Origin of the sequence: Collinsella sp. TM05-37 (assembly GCF_003436455.1) — a bacterium.
GTDB lineage: Bacteria > Actinomycetota > Coriobacteriia > Coriobacteriales > Coriobacteriaceae > Collinsella.
The window spans coordinates 1-18,379 of sequence record NZ_QSPN01000019.1; the positions used below are offsets into that span (position 1 = coordinate 1).

The window sequence follows — 18,379 nt, forward strand, 5'->3', positions numbered from 1 at the left end:
GCTTTTCAGAACGTCCCGCAGGACGGAGGAAGCCCCGCAGCGCGTAGCGCGCAGCGGGGCTTCCGACATGTCCGAGGACATTCTGAAAAGCAACACCAGGGCGGGCCCGAACGAGAACACCGACTACAGGTCGATGTGCGATTCCTTGATCGGGAACGGCTCGGCGAAGTGGCAGGCGCAGCAGTGACCCGGTGCGACTTCCTTAAACTCGGGAAGCTTCTCGGAGCAGATGCCCTGCGCGATCGGGCAGCGCGTGTGGAAACGGCAACCGGTCGGCGGATCCAGCGGCGACGGCGGATCGCCAGCGAGAATGATGCGCTTGCGGGTCTTCTGGATATCCGGATCGGGCACCGGCACGGCAGACAGCAGCGACTGCGTGTACGGGTGGTGAGGCTCGCTATAGAGCGTCTTCCAATCCGAAACCTCGACCATCTTACCCAGATACATAACGGCAACGCGATCGGAGATGTGCTGCACGACGGACAGGTCGTGGGCGATAAAGAGATACGCCGTACCAAACTTGTCCTGCAGTTCCTTAAGCAGGTTCAGAACCTGGGCCTGAATGGAAACATCCAAAGCGGATACCGGCTCGTCACAGATAATCAGCTTGGGCTTCAGCGCAAAAGCGCGGGCGATGCCGACACGCTGACGCTGGCCGCCCGAGAACTCGTGCGGATAGCGGTTGATGTGCTCGGGGTTCAGACCGACGACATCCAGCAGCTCGCGGACACGCTCGATACGCTCTTCCTTGGTGCCCACACCATGAATGGTCATGGGCTCGGAGACGATCTCACCAATCGTCATACGAGGGTTCAGCGAAGCATAGGGATCCTGAAAGATAAACTGCATCTCGCGACGCATATCCTTGATCTCGTGCTTGCTCATCTCGGCAACATCTTTGCCCTGGAAGAACACCTTACCTGCCGTCGGCTTCGTCAGGCGCATGATGGTGCGGCCCGTGGTGGACTTACCGCAACCAGACTCGCCGACCAGGCCAAAGGTCTCGCCCGGATAAATCTCGAACGAAATGTCATTCACAGCAGAGACGACGCGCTTGGAAAAACGCTTGGCGAACATGCCGGACTCTGCGGGGAACTCCTTAGAAAGATGCTCGACCTTCAGCAGCGGAGTGCGCTCGTTATTGTCTGTCATTTACGCCTCGCCTCCCTTCTTGGAATCCTTGCGCGTGCGGGACGTCTCAGGGGCGTTCTTGAGGAACTCGGGGTCACCGGAATAATGGCACGCAGAATAGTGGCCGGACTCGGTAACAACGCGCTCGGGGCGCTGCTTGCGGCACTTGTCCGTCGCATAGGGGCAGCGAGGAGAGAAGACGCAGCCCTCGGGCAGGTTCATGAGCGAAGGCGGGTTGCCGTGAATCGGCGTCAGCGGCTTCTTCTCATCGATGGCCTGCTCCGGGATGGAGCGAATAAGACCCCAGGTGTAGGGATGGCGGCTCTCGTAGAAGATTTCCTCAGCAGTACCGAACTCGACGGGACGGCCGGCGTACATAACCATGATTTTGTCGGCCATATCGGCGACAACGCCCAGGTCATGGGTAATCATGATAATGGCGTTGCCGTTCTTCTCCTGCATCTCCTGCATAAGCTCAATAATCTGAGCCTGAATGGTAACGTCCAGGGCAGTCGTGGGCTCGTCGGCAATCAGGATATCGGGGTCGCAGGCAAGAGCCATAGCGATCATGACACGCTGACGCATTCCGCCGGAGAACTGGTGCGGATATTCATTGACGCGCTTCTCGGGCTCGGGGATACCCACGAGGTCCAAAAGCTCGGTAGCACGCTTGAGCGCCTCCTGCTTGGAATAGCCACGGTGCAGACGAAGGCCCTCGCCCACCTGCTTGCCGATCTTATAGACCGGGTTCAAGGAGGTCATAGGATCCTGGAAGATCATCGCGATATCGTTACCGCGAATGTGCTGCATCTCTTCCTCGGTCATTTCGAGGATAGAACGACCGCGATAGCGAACGTCGCCGCCCTCGATCTTTCCCGGAGGCATCGAAATGAGGCCCATGATGGTCATGGCGGTCACGGACTTACCGGAGCCGGACTCACCGACGACGCCCAAGGTCTCGCCGCGATCGAGCGTGTAGGAGACACCGTCGACAGCGCGAACGACGCCATCCTCGGTGTGGAAATACATCTTAAGGTCATCGACCTCGAGCAAATGCTGGCCCTCGGGAACCGGCTGGTCCTTCAGGTCCACATAGTTCTTGTTCTTCTTCATCCTTATGCGTCCTTCATCTTGACGTCGAGGGCGTCGCGCAGACCGTCACCCAGCAGGGTGAAGGCGAGCACCGTCGAGAGAATTGCCAGACCGGGCATGATCATCATCCAGGGAGCAGTCAGAAGATACTGCTGACCGTCCTGAATCATGGAGCCCCACGAAGGCGTAGGCGGGATAACGCCCATGCCGAGGAAGGACAGAGCGGACTCGGTCAAAATGGCACCACCAATGTTCATGGTCGCGTAGACCACGATGGAGGCGACGGAGTTCGGGAAGATGTGACGCACGACGATACGAGCATCGGATGCGCCCATCGCGCGCGCAGCGTCAACATAGTCGTTTTCCTTGACCGTCAGGATCGCGGATCGGAAGACGCGCGCAATCGAAGGCCAGCCGAGAATACCGATGGCGATAAAGACGTTCTGAAGACCACGGCCGATAACGGCGATCATGGCGACGACGAACAGCACGTACGGGAACGCCAGGAAGATGTCCGCGCAGCGCATGATAATCGTATCCCAGATGCCGCCATAGAAACCGGCAAGGGCGCCCATGACCAGACCGATCACCGTGGAGATGGCGGTGGCCATAATACCGACGGAAAGCGAAACACGTGCACCGTAGATAACACGAACGAGAATGTCGCGGCCAAGGGCGTCGGTGCCAAACGGGTGCTCGGCACACGGAGCCAGCAGCGACGTCTCGGCCATGGTGGTCGAGTCGGAAGCCGTCGGCGAACCGAGCCAGGGCTTAGCCCACAGATCTGCGGTCAGGGCAACCAAAACGACGACGATGATCCAGCAGACACCGATAACGGCGAGCTTGTTCTTGCGAAGACGCTTAAAAGCGTCGCCCCACAGCGTGCGGGACTTGGCGGGAGCAGATGCGGCCTTGGTGGCGGTAGCCTGCTCCTGAGACTGAGAATCAGTTTCCTGCATGAGACGTACCTCCCTTAGGCCTTATCCGACGGACCGCCAAGGCGGATGCGCGGGTCGAGGAATGCATAGCTAATGTCGACGAGCAGGTTGATCACCATGACGACGACGACGATGAGCGTAACGCCGCCCATAACGATGGGCCAGTCACGCATGCTAATGGCGCGATAGACCTCATAGCCGATACCGGGCCAGTTAAAGACCGTTTCGGTCAGGATGGCACCCGAAAGCATGCCGCCAAAGTCGACACCAATATAGGTAACGACGGGGATGAGTGCATTCTTAAGCGCATGCTTGATGATGATCGCGCGATTGGAGAGACCCTTGGCCTTTGCCGTACGGATGTAATCTTGGTTCATGACGTCAAGCAGCTGCGAACGCATAATGCGGGCAGCATAAGCGGTCGAAACCGAAGCCAGCGTAATGGTCGGAAGCACATAGTGCATCCAATCCTGATACTGAGAGCTGGAACCGCCGGCACCCGAAATCGGCATGGAGAATGCGCCGCCGGTGAGGTCCTTAAGGATGACGCCGAAGAACAGCTGCAGCAGCATGCCGAGCCAGAAGGCGGGAACGGCAACGAGGATCGACGTGGTCAGCGTTACCAAAATATCCCAGAAGGAATAACGCTTTACCGCCGAAATGATACCCGCACCGATACCCATGATCGCCTCGAGCACGATGGCGCACGCGGCGAGTTTGACCGTATACGGATACTTCTGGGCAAAGATTTCCGTAACCGGCAGCTTGCGCTGGTACGAATTACCCAGATCGCCATGAAGCAGACCGTTCATGTAATACAGATAACGGTCTACAAGCGACGTCTGAACGGGATCGCCGTTCTCGTCAAGGATCGCGTTACCGTCCTCGTCCGTCTGGACCAGGTGATAGCGTACGCGAAGCTGAAGCTCTACCTCGGGGGACAGAGCCTTGTCTCCACCGATCAGCTTGATCGGATCTCCCGGCACGATATTCTGGAGGGCGAACAGAATCAGCGTGACGCCCAAAAACACCGGGATGAACTGAAGCACACGTTTAACGATGTACTTACCCATACCACTCCCCTATCTAGGGATTAACCTAAATGGGATGCCGATCGCCAGACCGGCATCCCAAAATTACCATCAGCCAGTTTACCCCAGGTTAGGGGGAACTGTATGTTTCCCATGAGGTCTACGTAAATACTTGACCCTCACGGAAGCTGCAAACTCTTAGGCGAGCTCAGCGGTACCCAGATCGGCGTGCTTCTGCGGATCAACGTAGAGGTACTTGACGCGGTCGGAGCCAGCGATGGTGTGCGTGTAGAACATCACCGGGATGACCGGGCAGTCGGCGGCGACCATGGCGTCGGCCTCCTGCATCTTGGCGATACGCTCGTCGTCGTCAACCGTGGCACGGGCCTCGTCAACCTTGGCGTCAAAGTCGGGGTTGCTGTAACCGGAGCGGTTGTCGCCACCCAGGGAGTCGGAGTGGAACAGCGGATACAGGAAGTTGTCCATGATCGGGTAATCGGCGATCCAGCCCAGACGGCCGAACTGATAGTTGAAGTTCTGATACTGCTCGAGCAGGGCAGACCACTCAGGGGTATCGGAGACGGCGGTGACGCCCACCTTGGCGAGGTCGCCGATGATGGACTCCATGATCTCCTTGTGACCACCGTCCTGGTTGTAGGAAAGGGTCACGTTGATACCGCGGTCGCCGTTAGCGCCGGCAGGAGCGACCTTGTCGAGGTACTCATTGGCCTTATCAACGTTGTACTCGCAGAACTCCCATGCACCCTCCTTGTAGCCGGCGATTCCCGGAGGAACGATGCCGTCAGCGGGGGTACGGGTACCCTTGAAGATGGTCTTGCAGATGGCCTCACGGTTGATAGCCAAGGAAATGCCCCTGCGCAGGTCAGCGTTGTTGAACGGCTCGGCCGTGGTGTTGCACGTCAGATAGTACGTGGAAGGCTCGGAACCGAGTAGCATGCGCGCACCATCACTCATGGTGTAGCCATCCTTGGACTCGCCGCGGTCCTTCTTGGCGGCGTCGATCTGAGCAACGGGAACGTCGCAGACATCAAGGTTACCGGCCTGGAACTCCTTGTAAGCGGTCTCCACGTCCTTGATGACCTGGAAGTGGATGGCGTCGATCTTGGCCTTGTCGCCATAATAATCGTCGAACTTCTTGAGGTTGATCTCCTGACCATCCTCCCACTTACCGTCCATCATGAACGGGCCGTTGCCGACCGGGGCAAGATAGAAGCTCTTGACATCGGTCTCGGCGCACTCGGGAACCGGGGACAGAGCCGGGTGAGAGGCGACGAAGGGGAAGTCGGCGTAGGCAGAAGTCAGCTTGACGACGAGGGTCTCGTCATCCGGGCAGGTGACACCGGTCAGCTCGGTAGCCTTACCGGCAACCAGATCGTCATAGCCCTCGACCATGGAAAGGTGATAGGAGACCTCGGAAGGACCATACTCGGTAGCGATGGCCGACTTGGTGTTGACCAGGCGCTCCCAACCGAGCTTGAAGGACTTGGAGGTAACGTCGTCACCGTTATGGAACTTGGCCTTCTTGATCTTGAAGGTGAACTCGGTGGCGTCGTCGTTAGCCTCAAAGGACTCGCAAGCCAGCGGAACGATCTCGCCCTTCTCGTTATCGTACTCCGTCAGAGCGTCGAAGAGCTGGTATTCGACCTGAGTGCCCTGATCCTCCTGGACGTTGTAGGGGTCGATGCAGACCGGGTTGTTGATGTAGAAGTTCAGCGTCGAACCGGACTCAGAACCGGAAGCGTCGCCGCCCTTCTTGCCGCATGCGGCAAGAAAAGCCATGGAGCTCGCAGCGAGGGTGCCGCCAACAAAGGCGCGACGACCCATAACGGGCTGGTGGAACATAGAATCAGCCATGCCATCCTCCTTATGAGATAGGACAAAGTGAATTCGGCCGGGCAACGTCGAGACAGCCCAATCGAACCATTCAAACGCGGTCCGCTGTTATGGCTGGTTATGCAATGCGGGCCAACGTTTTGCAATACAGTAGCGCATTTTATGCACAATTTGGCGCTGATTCCGGTTAACGGTCGAGAATTTCTTTAGTTGGGCGAAGTATGTGGGGATATTTTGGCTCTGTTACAAGTCTGTAAACAAAAAGGGCCCCGCACATGCGGGACCCTTTACAAACGTATATACGCCGATGCTTAGTAGCCGACGATGCCCTGCGGGAAGAAGAACATGCACAGAACGACACACACGGCAAAAACGACGGCCATAATTACCGTCAGGCGATCGAGGTTCTGCTCCATGACGCCCGTGGCAGAGCTGGAGTTATACAGCGAGCTAGCGATCATATCCGAAACGCCGGTGCCCTTACCGGAATGCATCAGAACGAGAATCGTCAGCGCCACGGCAGAAACAGCCCAAACGACAAACAGAAGAATCTGAAACGGACCCATAGATAAGCTCCTTAATAGAACGATTCAAACTCCAGTACTGTACCACAACCTCCAACACTCCCCCACCTGCCATTTAGGGACGGGGCAGAAATGGCAGAAATACCAAAAAGGGGGTCGTCCGGTTGTGGACAACCCCCTTACTAGAAAACGGTATTTGTTTTCTATTAGGCCTCGGTGGCGAGCACGCGACCCGTCATCTCGGCGGAAGGCTCAATACCAGCCATGATGAGCATGGTCGGAGCGATATCGGAAAGACGGCCGTCCTCGATACCGGTGAGCTTGGCCTTATCATCAACGATGATGAACGGCACGCGGTTGGTGGTGTGAGCCGTAAACGGATGCTTGGAACCGTCGGAAGCAACGTCAAACATGTGATCGGCGTTGCCATGGTCGGCGGTAATCAGCGCAAAGCCGCCCTTGGCGAGAATCGCCGGGACAACCTTGGACAGAGCATCGTCAACAGCCTCGACGGCCTTAACGGCGGCGTCGAAGACACCGGTGTGACCAACCATGTCGCAATTTGCGAAGTTCACGATGTAGAAATCAGCGCGATCCTCGTTGATAGCGGCGACAAGCTTCTCGGTAACCTCGGGAGCGCTCATCTCGGGCTGCAGATCGTAGGTAGCGACCTTGGGGGAAGCGACGAGCACGCGCTCCTCGCCCTCCTTGGGCTCCTCGATGCCGCCGTTGAGGAAGAACGTCACGTGAGCGTACTTCTCGGTCTCGGCGGTGTGCAGCTGCTTCAGGCCATTGGCGGCGATAACGTCGGCCAGGACGTTCTCGGGGAACGTCTTGGGGAAGGCGACCTCGACGTCAAACGTCGGATCGTACTCGGTCATCGTCACAAAGTGCGAGAGCTTAATCTGCTCGCGCTCAAAGCCATCGAACTCCTTGTCCGTGAACACGCGGGTCATCTGACGAGCGCGGTCGGGACGGAAGTTGAAGAAGATGGCCGCGTCGCCCTCGTGGATGCCCTCGTTGTGGGCCGCGAAAGGCTCGACGAACTCGTCGCCGCGCGGATCCTTCTCGTAGTAGGCCTTGATACCGGCAACGGGGTCGGTATCGGCATCGGACGCGTTGACCATGACGTCGTAGGCGCGCTGGATGCGCTCCCAACGGTTGTCGCGGTCCATGGCCCAATAGCGGCCCGAAACGGTGGCAACGCGAGCGTCGCAACCGGTCTCCTCGGAGATCTTAGCCAGGAAAGCGCAGAACTCGCTCATGTAGCCGGCACCGGACTGCGGGTCGACGTCGCGGCCATCCATGAAGGCGTGGACGCGAACGGTCTTGACGCCATGCTGGGCAGCCATCTTGACCAGAGCCTCGACGTGGTTCATGTGAGAATGAACACCGCCAGGGCTCATAAGGCCCATGAGGTGCAGGGTCTTGCCTTCGGCCTTGACGTCGTCCATAGCTTTGACGAAAACCTCGTTCTTGGCGATGGAGCCGTCCTTGATGGCGTTGTTGATGCGCGAAAGCTCCTGGAACACGATGCGGCCGGCACCGATGTTGAGGTGGCCTACCTCGGAGTTGCCCATCTGACCGTCGGGAAGGCCCACGTCCTCGCCCGAAGCACCGAGCGTGGTGTGAGGATACTTCTCGTACAGGCTATCAAGGAAGGGCGTCTTGGCAGCGGCGACGGCGTTCTCGCCATCGGCCGGAGCAAGGCCGCAGCCATCCATGATGATCAGGAGTGCAGGAAGATGACGCTGTGCCATATGTCCTACTCGCCTGCCTTGACGACCATAGAGGCGAAGTCGGCAGCCTTGAGCGAAGCGCCGCCCACGAGGGCGCCGTCAACGTCAGGCTTAGCGACGAGCTCGGCGATGTTGCCGGGCTTGGCAGAGCCACCATAGAGAACGCGGATGCCGTTAGCGAGCTCCTCGCCAAACATCTCCTTGAGGGTCTCACGGATAGCGCCGCAGACCTCCTGGGCGTCCTCAGCGGTAGCGGTCTTGCCGGTGCCGATGGCCCAGATGGGCTCGTAGGCGACGACGACCTGCTTGGGGCAGGTGATCTCAAGACCGGCAAGGCCAGCCTTGACCTGGTTCACGACGTGCTCGACATAGGTGCCAGCCTCGCGGACCTCGAGGGACTCGCCGCAGCAGAAGACGGGAACAAGACCGGCGGCAACGAGGGCCTTGGCCTTCTTGTTCTGATCCTCGTCGGTCTCGTGGAAGTAGTCGCGACGCTCGGAGTGACCGATGATGCAGTAGGTGCAGCCAGCGGACTTGAGCATGTCGCAAGAGGACTCACCGGTGAAGGCACCCTTGGCCTCCCAGTACACGTTCTGTGCACCGAGGGCGATGGGGGCAGCCTGAATGCGGTCATGAACCGTGGTGATGTCAATGTTCGGAGGGCAGACGAGCACCTCGACGCCAGCCGGAACCTCGGGCAGAGCCTGAGCCAGCTCATCGGCGAGCTTGGCGGCCTCGGCGACGTCGTTGTTCATCTTCCAGTTACCAGCGATAAGAAGGGTACGATTAGGCATCGAGAAGCGCCTCCACTCCGGGCAGGGCCTTACCCTCGACGAGCTCCATGGAAGCGCCACCACCGGTGGAGATCCAGCTCATCTTGTCGGCCAGGTTGAACTTGTTGACAGCCGCGACAGAGTCGCCACCGCCGATGATCGAGGTGCAGTCGGCCTCGGCGACGGCCTCGGCGATAGCCTGGGTGCCGTGAGCGAAGTTGTCGAACTCGAATACACCCATGGGGCCGTTCCAGAACACGGTCTTGGCGCCCTTGACGGCCTCGGCGTAGAGCTCCTCGGTCTTGGGGCCGATGTCCATGCCCTCACGATCGTCGGGGATAGCGTCGGAAGCGACAACCTCGGGGACAGCGTCCTCGCCAAAGTGATCGGCAACGCGGTTGTCGATGGGGAGCAGGATCTTGACGCCCTTCTCCTCGGCCTTCTTGAGCATCTCGCCGGCGCGCTCGACCCAGTCCTCTTCCTTGAGGGACTGACCGACGGTCAGGCCCTGAGCCAGGAAGAAGGTGTAGGCCATGCCGCCACCGATGATCAGGGTGTCAGCGGAGTCGATGAGGTGATCGAGAACGCCGATCTTGGAGGAAACCTTGGAACCGCCGACGATAGCAACGAAGGGGCGCTCGGGCTCGGCGAAGATGCCGGTCAGCGTGTCGACCTCCTTCTCGAGCAGGAAGCCGGCGACGGCAGGCAGGTAAGCGGCGGGACCCACGACGGAACCCTGGGCGCGGTGAGCGGTACCGAAAGCATCGAGAACGAAGACGTCACCATAGGAAGCGAGCTTCTTGGCGATCTCGGGATCGTTCTTCTTCTCGCGCTTGTCAAAACGGACGTTCTCGAGAACGAGGACCTTGCCCGGCTCGACGGCGGCAACAGCCTCAGCAGCCTTCTCGCCGTAGGTGTCGGCGACAAAGGCAACATCGAGACCAGAGAGCTCAGCGAGCTTCTTGGCGACAGGCTCAAGGGAGAGCTCGGGCTGGAAGCCGGTGCCATCGGGACGGCCGAGGTGGCTCATGAGGATGACGCGAGCGTTGTGCTCAACGAGGTAGTTGATGGTGGGCAGGGCAGCCTTGATGCGGGTGGTATCGCCAACGACGCCATCCTTGATAGGCACGTTGAAGTCAACGCGGACGAGAACGCGCTTGCCGTCGACATCGATGTCGCGGACGGTCTTCTTGGTAAAGGCCATGTTTGCTTCTACCTTTCGTACGTGTCTGCCTCCCATTACGGCAGACGATTTCCTATAAAAAGGGCGCGACCCTAGGGTGTAAGCCCTATGAGGCCGCGCCCTTCTTTAGACGCTCAACGAGCTATTCGCTAAAAGCTAAATTAAGCAACGAACTTCTCGAAGTACTTGATGGTGCGGACCATCTGAGAGGTGTAGGAGTTCTCGTTGTCGTACCAAGAGGTGACCTGAACGAGGGTCTGGCCGTTGCCGAGGTCAGAGCACATGGTCTGAGTGGCGTCGAAGATGGAGCCGTGGGTCTCGCCGATGATGTCGGTGGAGACGATGTCGTCCTCGTTGTAACCGAAGGTCTCGGAGATGGTGGAAGCGTAGGCCTTCATAGCGGCGTTGACCTCGTCGACGGTGACCTTCTTGTCAACAACAGCGTAGAGGTTGGTGATGGAGCCGGTCGGCGTCGGGACGCGCTGGGCGGCACCGATGAGCTTACCGTTGAGCTCGGGGAGAACCAGGCCGATAGCCTTGGCAGCACCGGTGGTGTTGGGGACGATGTTGACGGCGCAGGCGCGGCTACGACGCTTGTTGCCCTTGCGCTGCGGGCCGTCGAGCGGCATCTGGTCGCCGGTCCAGGCGTGAATGGTGGTCATGATGCCGGACACGATGGGAGCGAAGTCGTTCAGACCCTTGGCCATCGGGGCGAGGCAGTTGGTGGTGCAGGAAGCAGCGGAGATGATGTTGTCCTCAGCGGTCAGCGTCTCGTGGTTGACGTTGTACACGATGGTGGGCAGATCGCTGCCGGCCGGAGCGGAGATGACGACCTTCTTGGCGCCAGCGTTGATGTGGGCCTGAGCCTTAGCCTTGCTGGTATAGAAGCCGGTGCACTCGAGAACGACGTCGACGTCGAGGTCGCCCCAAGGCAGGTTGTTGGCGTCGGCCTCCTTGTAGATCTTGATCTCCTTGCCGTCAACGGTGATGGAATCCTCGCCAGCAACGACCTCGTGATCGCGAGCGTAGTTGCCCTGCGTGGAGTCGTACTTCAGCAGGTAAGCGAGCATGTCGGGAGAGGTGAGGTCGTTGATAGCGACGATCTCGGAGCCCTCATGACCGAACATCTGACGGAAAGCCAGACGACCGATGCGACCGAAGCCGTTAATAGCAACCTTTACTGCCATTGTGTCTCCTTTCGTAAGGCCCCCGCAAGCTACAGCGCCCGCCGTTGAGGCCCACAAACTAACCACTCGCCTAATATACCTTTTTTTTGACTTGAATTTCACGAGAATAGTCGAAATTGAAAATCAAATTTACGTTAAAACGTTTTAAAGAATAAAATAGCAGCTAAATCCGTATATAAGTCGATACTATAAACTACCTGTTTGCTTCAATGAGCTTTTCAAGCCTCAAAACTCGATGGTAGAGGGCCGACTTCGACAAGGGAGGGTCAGCCATCTCCCCTAAATCACGCAGCGACAGATCGGGATAGCGCTCGCGCAGGTCGCAAAAGACCGCCAAGGCATCCGGAAGCGCATCGCGAAGGCCGCGCTGCTCGAGCTCATCGATAAGCGCAAGCTGATGTTGGGCAGCACCGGCGCTTCTGGTCTGGTTGGCGAGCTCGGCGTTCACGCGACGGTTCACATCGTTCTTAACCAACTTGACCGCGCGCGCCTCCTCAATCTCGGCAACGCTGCGCTTGGCACCAATCAGCTTTAATAGATGCTCGATTTCCTCGGCGCTCTTAATGTACACGGCATATGACCCCCGCCGCGCATTAACACGAGCATGGACCCCAATCTGCCCCAACAGGTCGCAAAGTCCCCGGGCATACTGCTCGCCCTGCACCGCGATCTCCAAATGGAAATCGCCGCGTGGATCGGCCACGAAGCCGCCCGCGATGAGCGCGCCGCGGATGTAGGCAAGCCTGCAGCAGGGACGGGCAACGATGTGTCGGGGAACACCAGCGACGAGCCCTCCTCTGCGGTCTAGAATGCCCAGCAGCACCAGAGCCTTGTCCAAGTCGGGTTGATCGGGCAGGGTAATGAGATAGTTACGGACCTTATGCAAGACCGATTTACGAACGGTGAATTCCGTTTTGAGCTTAAGGATGCGATGCGTCAGCGTGATCATCGTGCGCGCGACGGCTCCCGTCTCGGTCGCGACCGTCAAACGATACCGCCCGGAGCCGGCCAACGAAAGCGTACCGCTCACACGCGTCAGGGCGGCAAGCGTCGACAAATCGCAGTATTCACATTCGGGTTCGCAGCGCGCAAGCTCGTCGCGCACCTCAGCGGTAAACGACATGCAGGCCTATGCCTTCGTGTTGGCGCGCGACAGGTCGCGGTGGGAGATGCTCACGTGATACTGGGCGCCTTCCAGGTAACGGGCCGTGGCCTCGGCAATGGCGACGCTACGGTGCTGTCCGCCCGTGCAGCCGATGGCGATAGAAAGCTGCGGCTTACCCTCCGCGATATAGCCCGGCATCACCGTATCGAGCAGCTGTGTCCAAGCCTTCCAAAACTCCTGCGTCTTGGGGTGGTCCAGAACAAAATCGGAGACCTTTTTATCGAGACCGGTCATCGTGCGCATCTCGGGATCGTAAAACGGATTGGGCAGGAAGCGGACGTCGATCATAATGTCCGCCTCGACGGGCATGCCGTGCTTAAAGCCAAACGAGAACACATGGACGTCCATGAGCTGTTGGTCGGACAGCTCGGAAAATGCCATACGTAGCTTGTTGCGCAGCGCAGAGGTGCGCAGACGACTCGTGTCGATAATCATATCGGCTCGATCGCGCACGCCCTGCAGCTGAAGGCGCTCGCGCTGAATGGCATCGGCCGTAGTCTCCCCCGGCTTGGCAATGGGATGACGGCGGCGATTTTCGCTGTAGCGACGAATCAGCACCTCGTCAGAAGCCTCCAGGAACACGATGTCGCAGCTCATCTCGCGCTCTTCGAGCGCGGCGACCGCATCGAGCAGCTCATCGAACAAGCCCTGGCTACGCAAATCGCAGGTGACGGCGAGATGCCTGCCCACGCCCGTATTAATGCCGACGAGCTCGGCAAGCTGGGCGATCAGACGCGGAGGCAGGTTATCGATGCAAAAATAGCCCATGTCCTCGAACACGTGCATGGCCTGCGTGCGGCCCGATCCGGACATTCCGGTGATGATGACGATATCGGGGATGCGCTCCGAGCGCTCCGCCGCATCCATGGCATCTCCCTTTTGCATGTGCTGCCTCCCGAAAACAAGCGCGGGACCCAGCAACCCGGATCCCGCGCGGTCAATTGCCTTTATTGAGTATACCGCCCCGAGCGGATACGAGGCCTGTCTTACGCCTCAAGCGCAGCCTTGAACCAACTTGTAATACTCGTGGGGTGCGTGATGGCGGTGCCGACGACAACGGCCCAGGCGCCAGCATCGATCGCGGCGCGAGCCTCCTCGGGCGTATGCACGCGACCCTCGCAAATGATGGGAAGGCCGGGGAATTCCTCGGTCGCCTGACGCAGGAGCGGCAGGTCGGGGCCATCGGCCATGGTGCAGTCGATGGCGGCGACACCGTGAGAGAGCGTGGTAGATACCAGGTCGAAGCCCATATCAACCGCACGGCGAATGTCCTCGATGGTGGCACAATCCGCCATCAGGAGCACACCCTCCTCGTGCAGCGGACGGAAGGTATCCTCGACCGTCTTGCCATCGGGGCGCGGACGATCGGTGGCATCGATCGCCACGATATCGGCACCCGCGGCAACGCAGGCGCGAGCGTGACGCAGCGTCGGCGTGATGTAAACGCCCTCGTGCCCATCCTTCCACAGGCCGATAACAGGAACCTCACAGCGACCCTTAATGGCGGCAATGTCGGCAAGGCCCTGACAGCGAATGGCGGCGGCGCCGCCAAGCTCGCAAGCGCGAGACATTTGAGCCATGGTCTCGGGCGTACGAAGCGGCTCGCCCATATACGCCTGAACGCTCACGACGAGCTTGCCCTTCAGGGATTGAATCAAAGGATCGACGGTCATAAGGCTGCAACCTTTCTCAGAACAGCCTCCCGAGGCGTGTTGTCTCGGGAGGCTCCTACAGCAGATACGTTTACTTCAACGAGGCAAGAAGATGCTCAGCGGCACCGATGAGCGGAGCATCGCCCTCCAGAGAACCGATGAGGATCGGCGTGTCCTGAAGCGGATCGAGCGCCTGGCTGGCATAGCCCTCGTGCACCGAATCCTTCCACGTCTGCGAACGCCAATCGGGACCTTGGTGAATCACGCCGCCCGAAAGCACGATGACCTCAGGGTCCAGGATGTTAGCGAGCGAGCCCAAGCTGGCACCCAACGCAAAGCCGGCATCATGGATGACCTCGGTCGCCTTTGCGTCGCCTGCACGGCACAGGTCGTTCACATCGCGACCGACCGAAGGACGGCTGGGGTCGACACGGCCAAAGCGCTCATCGTACATACGACCAATGGAAGTGCCCGAAGCAACCGACTCCAGATGGCCGGAACGCCCGCAGGCGCAGGGAATGCCGGCGGCAGCCGAGCACTCGATGTGGCCCATATGGCCAGCAGCACCATGGAAGCCCTGCATCACGCGGCCGTTCTCGACATATGCGCCGCCGATGCCCGTACCGATGCCAAGACACAAGACGGAGAACTTGCCCTTGCCGACGCCCCAGCGGGCCTCGCCCAGAGCATGAGCTTGCACGTCGCCTACAACGGCAACGGGAAGACCGAGATCCTCGCGCAGACGCGGCCCCAACTGAACGCCGGACCAGCCGGGCATGATCTCATTGGCATACGCGATGGCGCCCGTCTTGGGATCGACGACGCCGGCGGCACCGATACCGACGCCAAGGACCTCGACATCGGGATTCGCCTCGAGAGCAGCCTTGATGGACGCCTCGATACGCTGGAAGACGGCCTCACCGCCCTCTTGGGCCTCGGTGGGAACCTCAGCTTCAAAGACCGGATGGGGCACGCTGCCATCAGCCGGATACTCCATAATGGCAGTCGCAATCTTAGTTCCGCCGATATCGACAGAGCAGACGTACTTGTTCTCCATGTCGCTCTCCTTCGGAGATAAAAAACAACTATAGGAAATGCGCCGTCAGGCTAGCCGTCACAGCGCAGTAAAGGTTTTCCTGGTGCCCAAGATCGCCGAGAAACCGTGTGGCCATTGACCTAATAGTCATGGCCACACGGTTGAACGGCGAGGTCGGGTGCCTGGGAAAGCTTTACAGGAGGCCGTTGTCCTGGAGGACCTTCCTAATAGCCTCGACGTTCTCGCCGGTCATGGCCTTCACCGGGCGCGGCATGGTCGGGCTGTCGAAGATACCCATGAGGTTCATAGCGGTCTTGAAGGCGCCGACGCCACCGGCATAGCCCTGGACGCCCGAGGTGACATCCCAGATGTGCGAAATCTCATTGAGGCGATCCTGCTCGGCCTTGACGGTAGCCCAGTCACCAGCCTGAGCGGCCTTCCACTGACGAACGTAGCCCTCGGGCTCAACGTTGGCGAGACCCGGGACAGAGCCGTCGGCGCCACCGAGGTAAGCGCCGTCGACAACAACCTCGTGGCCGGTGAGGATGCTCATCGGATGGCCGTTCTTCTCGTTCTCCTGAACGAGGTAGCGGAACGAGATGTCATCACCCGAGGAATCCTTGACGCCAGCAAGGACGCCCTCGGCGCCGAGCTTGGCAAGGAGCTTCCAGGGGAGCTTGGTGTGAACGCAGACGGGGATGTCATAGGCAAAGATGGGCAGGTCAAGCTCCTCGTGCAGGATGCGGAAGTGCTCCTCGACCTCGGTCATGCCCTGCAGGGCATAGAACGGGCAGGTGGCGACGAGGGCATCGGCGCCCAGCTCCTGAGCGACCTTGCCGTGCTCAATCATGCGCTCGGTCTCGGTATCGATGATGCCGACCAGAACAGGCACGCGGTGGTCGACGATGCGGACGGCCTCGGCGATGATCTGGCGACGACGCTCGTCGGTGGAGAAAACGACCTCACCCGAAGAGCCCAAGAAGAACAGGCCATCGACGCCGGCATCGATCATGCGGTTGATGCTGCGCTCAAAGGAGGCAACATCGAGCTGGTGATCTTCGGTATCGGGAACAACGACGGGAGGGATAACGCCGGTGAATTTCTGAGTTGCCACAAGAATCTCCTTAGTTGTCTGGCGGGCGGCCCTATGCCACCCACTCTTGTTGGCAGTGTCCAGGCCGTCTAGGCCAAAGAACACGAGTGGAACGTTTGGTTAAAAAAGTCTACGACTTCGTTTTCGAACGCATTGATGCGCTCGTGAGCGTATTTTGCATAGATGATATGCCTCCGGTCACACTCAAGACCGTTGAATACGGCAAACTGATCCTTGGGATCGCTCACGGTATCCATAAGCGATGTGTCCATGAGCACCGATCCGCGCACCCGAGACGACAGCACCTCGAGGCCGCCAGGAAGCGGATTGGCAACCGCCGTGCGGGCGAGGCCCCGCTCGTCCAGAGCAGAAACCGCCAGCGCGACTCCGCCGCCAAGACCCTCGCCCCATGCAAAGATGCGGTCGGGGTCCATGCCATCAAGATTGCGCGCGACCTCCGCCAACGCGCAGCCCCAACGGACGCGCCTGACAAAAGCAGGCGAGGTAATCCCCTGCCGCAGATCGCTGGGTCCAATCGCCTCATCGTCCAGCGCAAGCACGGCATATCCCATGGCCGCAAACCTCGTCATGTGATGCCATCCCCGCACGGGTCGGTCGATGTCGTGAAACATCAGACATAGCGGCACAAGCTCGGATGCTCGGGCGCGACCGGCAGGCTCGATCAAACGTGCGTGGACCACATCGCCACCAAGCTCAAAGGAAACCTCAGAGTAGCGGGCATACGGATTGGCGAAATCGATCGCCGTAATGGTCAGGCTTTGAATCTCAAGATCCATAGCACATGTCTCCAAATCAGAAACATCTGCCTGAACATCACCGTGCCAGTCCCGATATTCAGCGAGCCTTGACGAAACCGTCCCGGGAATCCCCACAAGGTCGGGGACAATCAGCTCGCCGACATTGCTCTCGCACTTAGACATGAGCCTCCCCTCCCTTGCAGAAAAACGGAATGATCAGATCGTCAAAATCCTGAATCTCCTCGTGGCCAAAGCCTTCAAAGAACTCATGACGCTTTTCACAGGTCAGGTTGTTATAGACCGCAAACTGCGTCGCTGGCGGACAGACGGTATCGGCTGTGCCGGTGCCAAACAGCACGGGGCATTTGACCATAGGGGCAAAGTTCTTGGAATCGAAGTACGCCAGCTTGGCATAGGCTTCGTCGATACGAGTCGAGTCCTCGTCAAACCAGCGAGACCAATAGCGCAGGCCCTCGTAGGCAATGTCGTCGGCATCCAAATCCCAGACCAGGCGGAAATCCGACAGGAAGGGATAGAGGATGGCGGCGCGATTGATAAGCTCGCTGTTAAGTGCACAGGTCGCAATGCCCAAACCGCCGCCCTGCGACGCGCCGTTCACAAACACACGGGCAAGATTGATGCCCTCGAGCTCGCGAACGATGCGACACAGGATGCGAATATCTTGGTGCAAGCGGACATAGTAGAGGTTGGCCGGGTCGCCGTCGATACCGGCGACGATATGGCCCGCGACCGTTGTGCCCTCAAATCCACCAATGTCCTCGGAGGGACCTCCTTGACCGGGGCAGTCGAGGGCGATGAGTGCCATGCCCATGCCCGCAAACGACGCCTGCTCAAACCAGCTGCGGCTTGCACCCGGATATCCATGGAACTGAAGTACCAATGGCACGGGCTCGTCCGAGACGGGTTTAAGGTACTTGGCATGCAGGCGAGCGCCACACATGCCGGTATACCAGAGGTCGAAAAGCTGGCAGGTCACGGCATCTGTGACCGATGCCGTCTCGATCGCATAGTCAAGCCCGACCGCGTCGGCCTCGGCCATGCGATCCTTCCAAAAGAGATCGAAATCTGATGGACGGGGCATGGCGCCTCGATATTCACCAAATTGATGTTGTAGCTCCTGAGCACTTGGCATGGCTCGTGAACCCAACCTTTCGAAATCGCAACGGAGGTGCGCCCGGCAAGGGAACCGGGCGCACGGGAGG

The 18,379-nt window shown here is 59.3% G+C and carries 17 protein-coding genes; all 17 read right to left on the reverse strand.

Annotated features, from left to right (window positions below):
- Positions 1 to 123 precede the first annotated feature (123 nt).
- The 17 genes from DXD48_RS08685 to DXD48_RS08765 all read right to left on the reverse strand — a co-directional run bounded on the left by DXD48_RS08685 (position 124) and on the right by DXD48_RS08765 (position 18,309).
- Entirely contained in the window at positions 124 to 1,152 is a 1,029-nt protein-coding gene (locus DXD48_RS08685; protein ID WP_117564866.1) for an ABC transporter ATP-binding protein, read from the reverse strand.
- Positions 1,153 to 2,244, reverse strand: coding sequence for an ABC transporter ATP-binding protein (locus DXD48_RS08690; RefSeq protein ID WP_117564867.1), 1,092 nt, complete (start codon positions 2,242 to 2,244; stop codon positions 1,153 to 1,155).
- A 2-nt stretch (positions 2,245 to 2,246) separates the two neighbouring features.
- On the reverse strand, positions 2,247 to 3,182 hold the full coding sequence (locus tag DXD48_RS08695; protein WP_089572954.1) for an ABC transporter permease: 936 nt from the start codon (positions 3,180 to 3,182) through the stop codon (positions 2,247 to 2,249).
- Between the two features lie 14 nt (positions 3,183 to 3,196).
- Entirely contained in the window at positions 3,197 to 4,234 is a 1,038-nt protein-coding gene (locus DXD48_RS08700; RefSeq protein WP_089572952.1) for an ABC transporter permease, read from the reverse strand.
- A gap of 156 nt (positions 4,235 to 4,390) precedes the next feature.
- Positions 4,391 to 6,067: an ABC transporter substrate-binding protein gene (locus DXD48_RS08705; protein WP_117564868.1), complete on the reverse strand. Its 1,677-nt coding sequence runs from the start codon at positions 6,065 to 6,067 to the stop codon at positions 4,391 to 4,393.
- Positions 6,068 to 6,357: 290 nt separating this feature from the next.
- The gene (gene secG, locus DXD48_RS08710; protein ID WP_006236144.1) at positions 6,358 to 6,612 is read right to left on the reverse strand and encodes a preprotein translocase subunit SecG; all 255 of its coding nucleotides are present in this window, start codon (positions 6,610 to 6,612) and stop codon (positions 6,358 to 6,360) included.
- 164 nt (positions 6,613 to 6,776) lie between these two features.
- On the reverse strand, positions 6,777 to 8,330 hold the full coding sequence (gpmI, locus tag DXD48_RS08715) for a 2,3-bisphosphoglycerate-independent phosphoglycerate mutase (protein WP_117564869.1): 1,554 nt from the start codon (positions 8,328 to 8,330) through the stop codon (positions 6,777 to 6,779).
- A 5-nt stretch (positions 8,331 to 8,335) separates the two neighbouring features.
- Positions 8,336 to 9,103: a triose-phosphate isomerase gene (gene tpiA / locus DXD48_RS08720; protein ID WP_117564870.1), complete on the reverse strand. Its 768-nt coding sequence runs from the start codon at positions 9,101 to 9,103 to the stop codon at positions 8,336 to 8,338.
- Positions 9,096 to 10,286, reverse strand: coding sequence for a phosphoglycerate kinase (gene pgk / locus DXD48_RS08725; protein ID WP_117564871.1), 1,191 nt, complete (start codon positions 10,284 to 10,286; stop codon positions 9,096 to 9,098). The genes tpiA and pgk overlap by 8 nt, the downstream gene beginning before the upstream one ends.
- 140 nt (positions 10,287 to 10,426) lie before the next feature.
- The gene (gene gap / locus DXD48_RS08730) at positions 10,427 to 11,452 is read right to left on the reverse strand and encodes a type I glyceraldehyde-3-phosphate dehydrogenase (RefSeq protein ID WP_099431436.1); all 1,026 of its coding nucleotides are present in this window, start codon (positions 11,450 to 11,452) and stop codon (positions 10,427 to 10,429) included.
- 193 nt (positions 11,453 to 11,645) lie between these two features.
- Positions 11,646 to 12,575, reverse strand: coding sequence for a DNA-binding protein WhiA (gene whiA, locus DXD48_RS08735; protein WP_117564872.1), 930 nt, complete (start codon positions 12,573 to 12,575; stop codon positions 11,646 to 11,648).
- A 6-nt stretch (positions 12,576 to 12,581) separates the two neighbouring features.
- Entirely contained in the window at positions 12,582 to 13,502 is a 921-nt protein-coding gene (gene rapZ, locus DXD48_RS08740) for an RNase adapter RapZ (protein WP_022094878.1), read from the reverse strand.
- A gap of 101 nt (positions 13,503 to 13,603) precedes the next feature.
- Positions 13,604 to 14,290 carry an N-acetylmannosamine-6-phosphate 2-epimerase gene (locus DXD48_RS08745; RefSeq protein ID WP_022094877.1) on the reverse strand — a complete coding sequence of 229 codons (687 nt, stop codon included), beginning with the start codon at positions 14,288 to 14,290 and terminating at the stop codon, positions 13,604 to 13,606.
- Positions 14,291 to 14,360: 70 nt separating this feature from the next.
- Positions 14,361 to 15,326 carry an ROK family protein gene (locus DXD48_RS08750; protein WP_117564873.1) on the reverse strand — a complete coding sequence of 322 codons (966 nt, stop codon included), beginning with the start codon at positions 15,324 to 15,326 and terminating at the stop codon, positions 14,361 to 14,363.
- Positions 15,327 to 15,498: 172 nt separating this feature from the next.
- Positions 15,499 to 16,419 (reverse strand): dihydrodipicolinate synthase family protein, encoded by a 921-nt coding sequence (locus tag DXD48_RS08755; RefSeq protein WP_089573615.1) that lies wholly within the window; start codon positions 16,417 to 16,419, stop codon positions 15,499 to 15,501.
- 68 nt (positions 16,420 to 16,487) lie between these two features.
- Positions 16,488 to 17,339, reverse strand: coding sequence for an acetylxylan esterase (locus DXD48_RS08760; RefSeq protein WP_117564874.1), 852 nt, complete (start codon positions 17,337 to 17,339; stop codon positions 16,488 to 16,490).
- Positions 17,332 to 18,309, reverse strand: a complete 978-nt coding sequence (locus DXD48_RS08765) for an acetylxylan esterase (protein ID WP_117564875.1) — start codon at positions 18,307 to 18,309, stop codon at positions 17,332 to 17,334. The genes DXD48_RS08760 and DXD48_RS08765 overlap by 8 nt, the downstream gene beginning before the upstream one ends.
- Between the last annotated feature and the right edge of the window lie 70 nt (positions 18,310 to 18,379).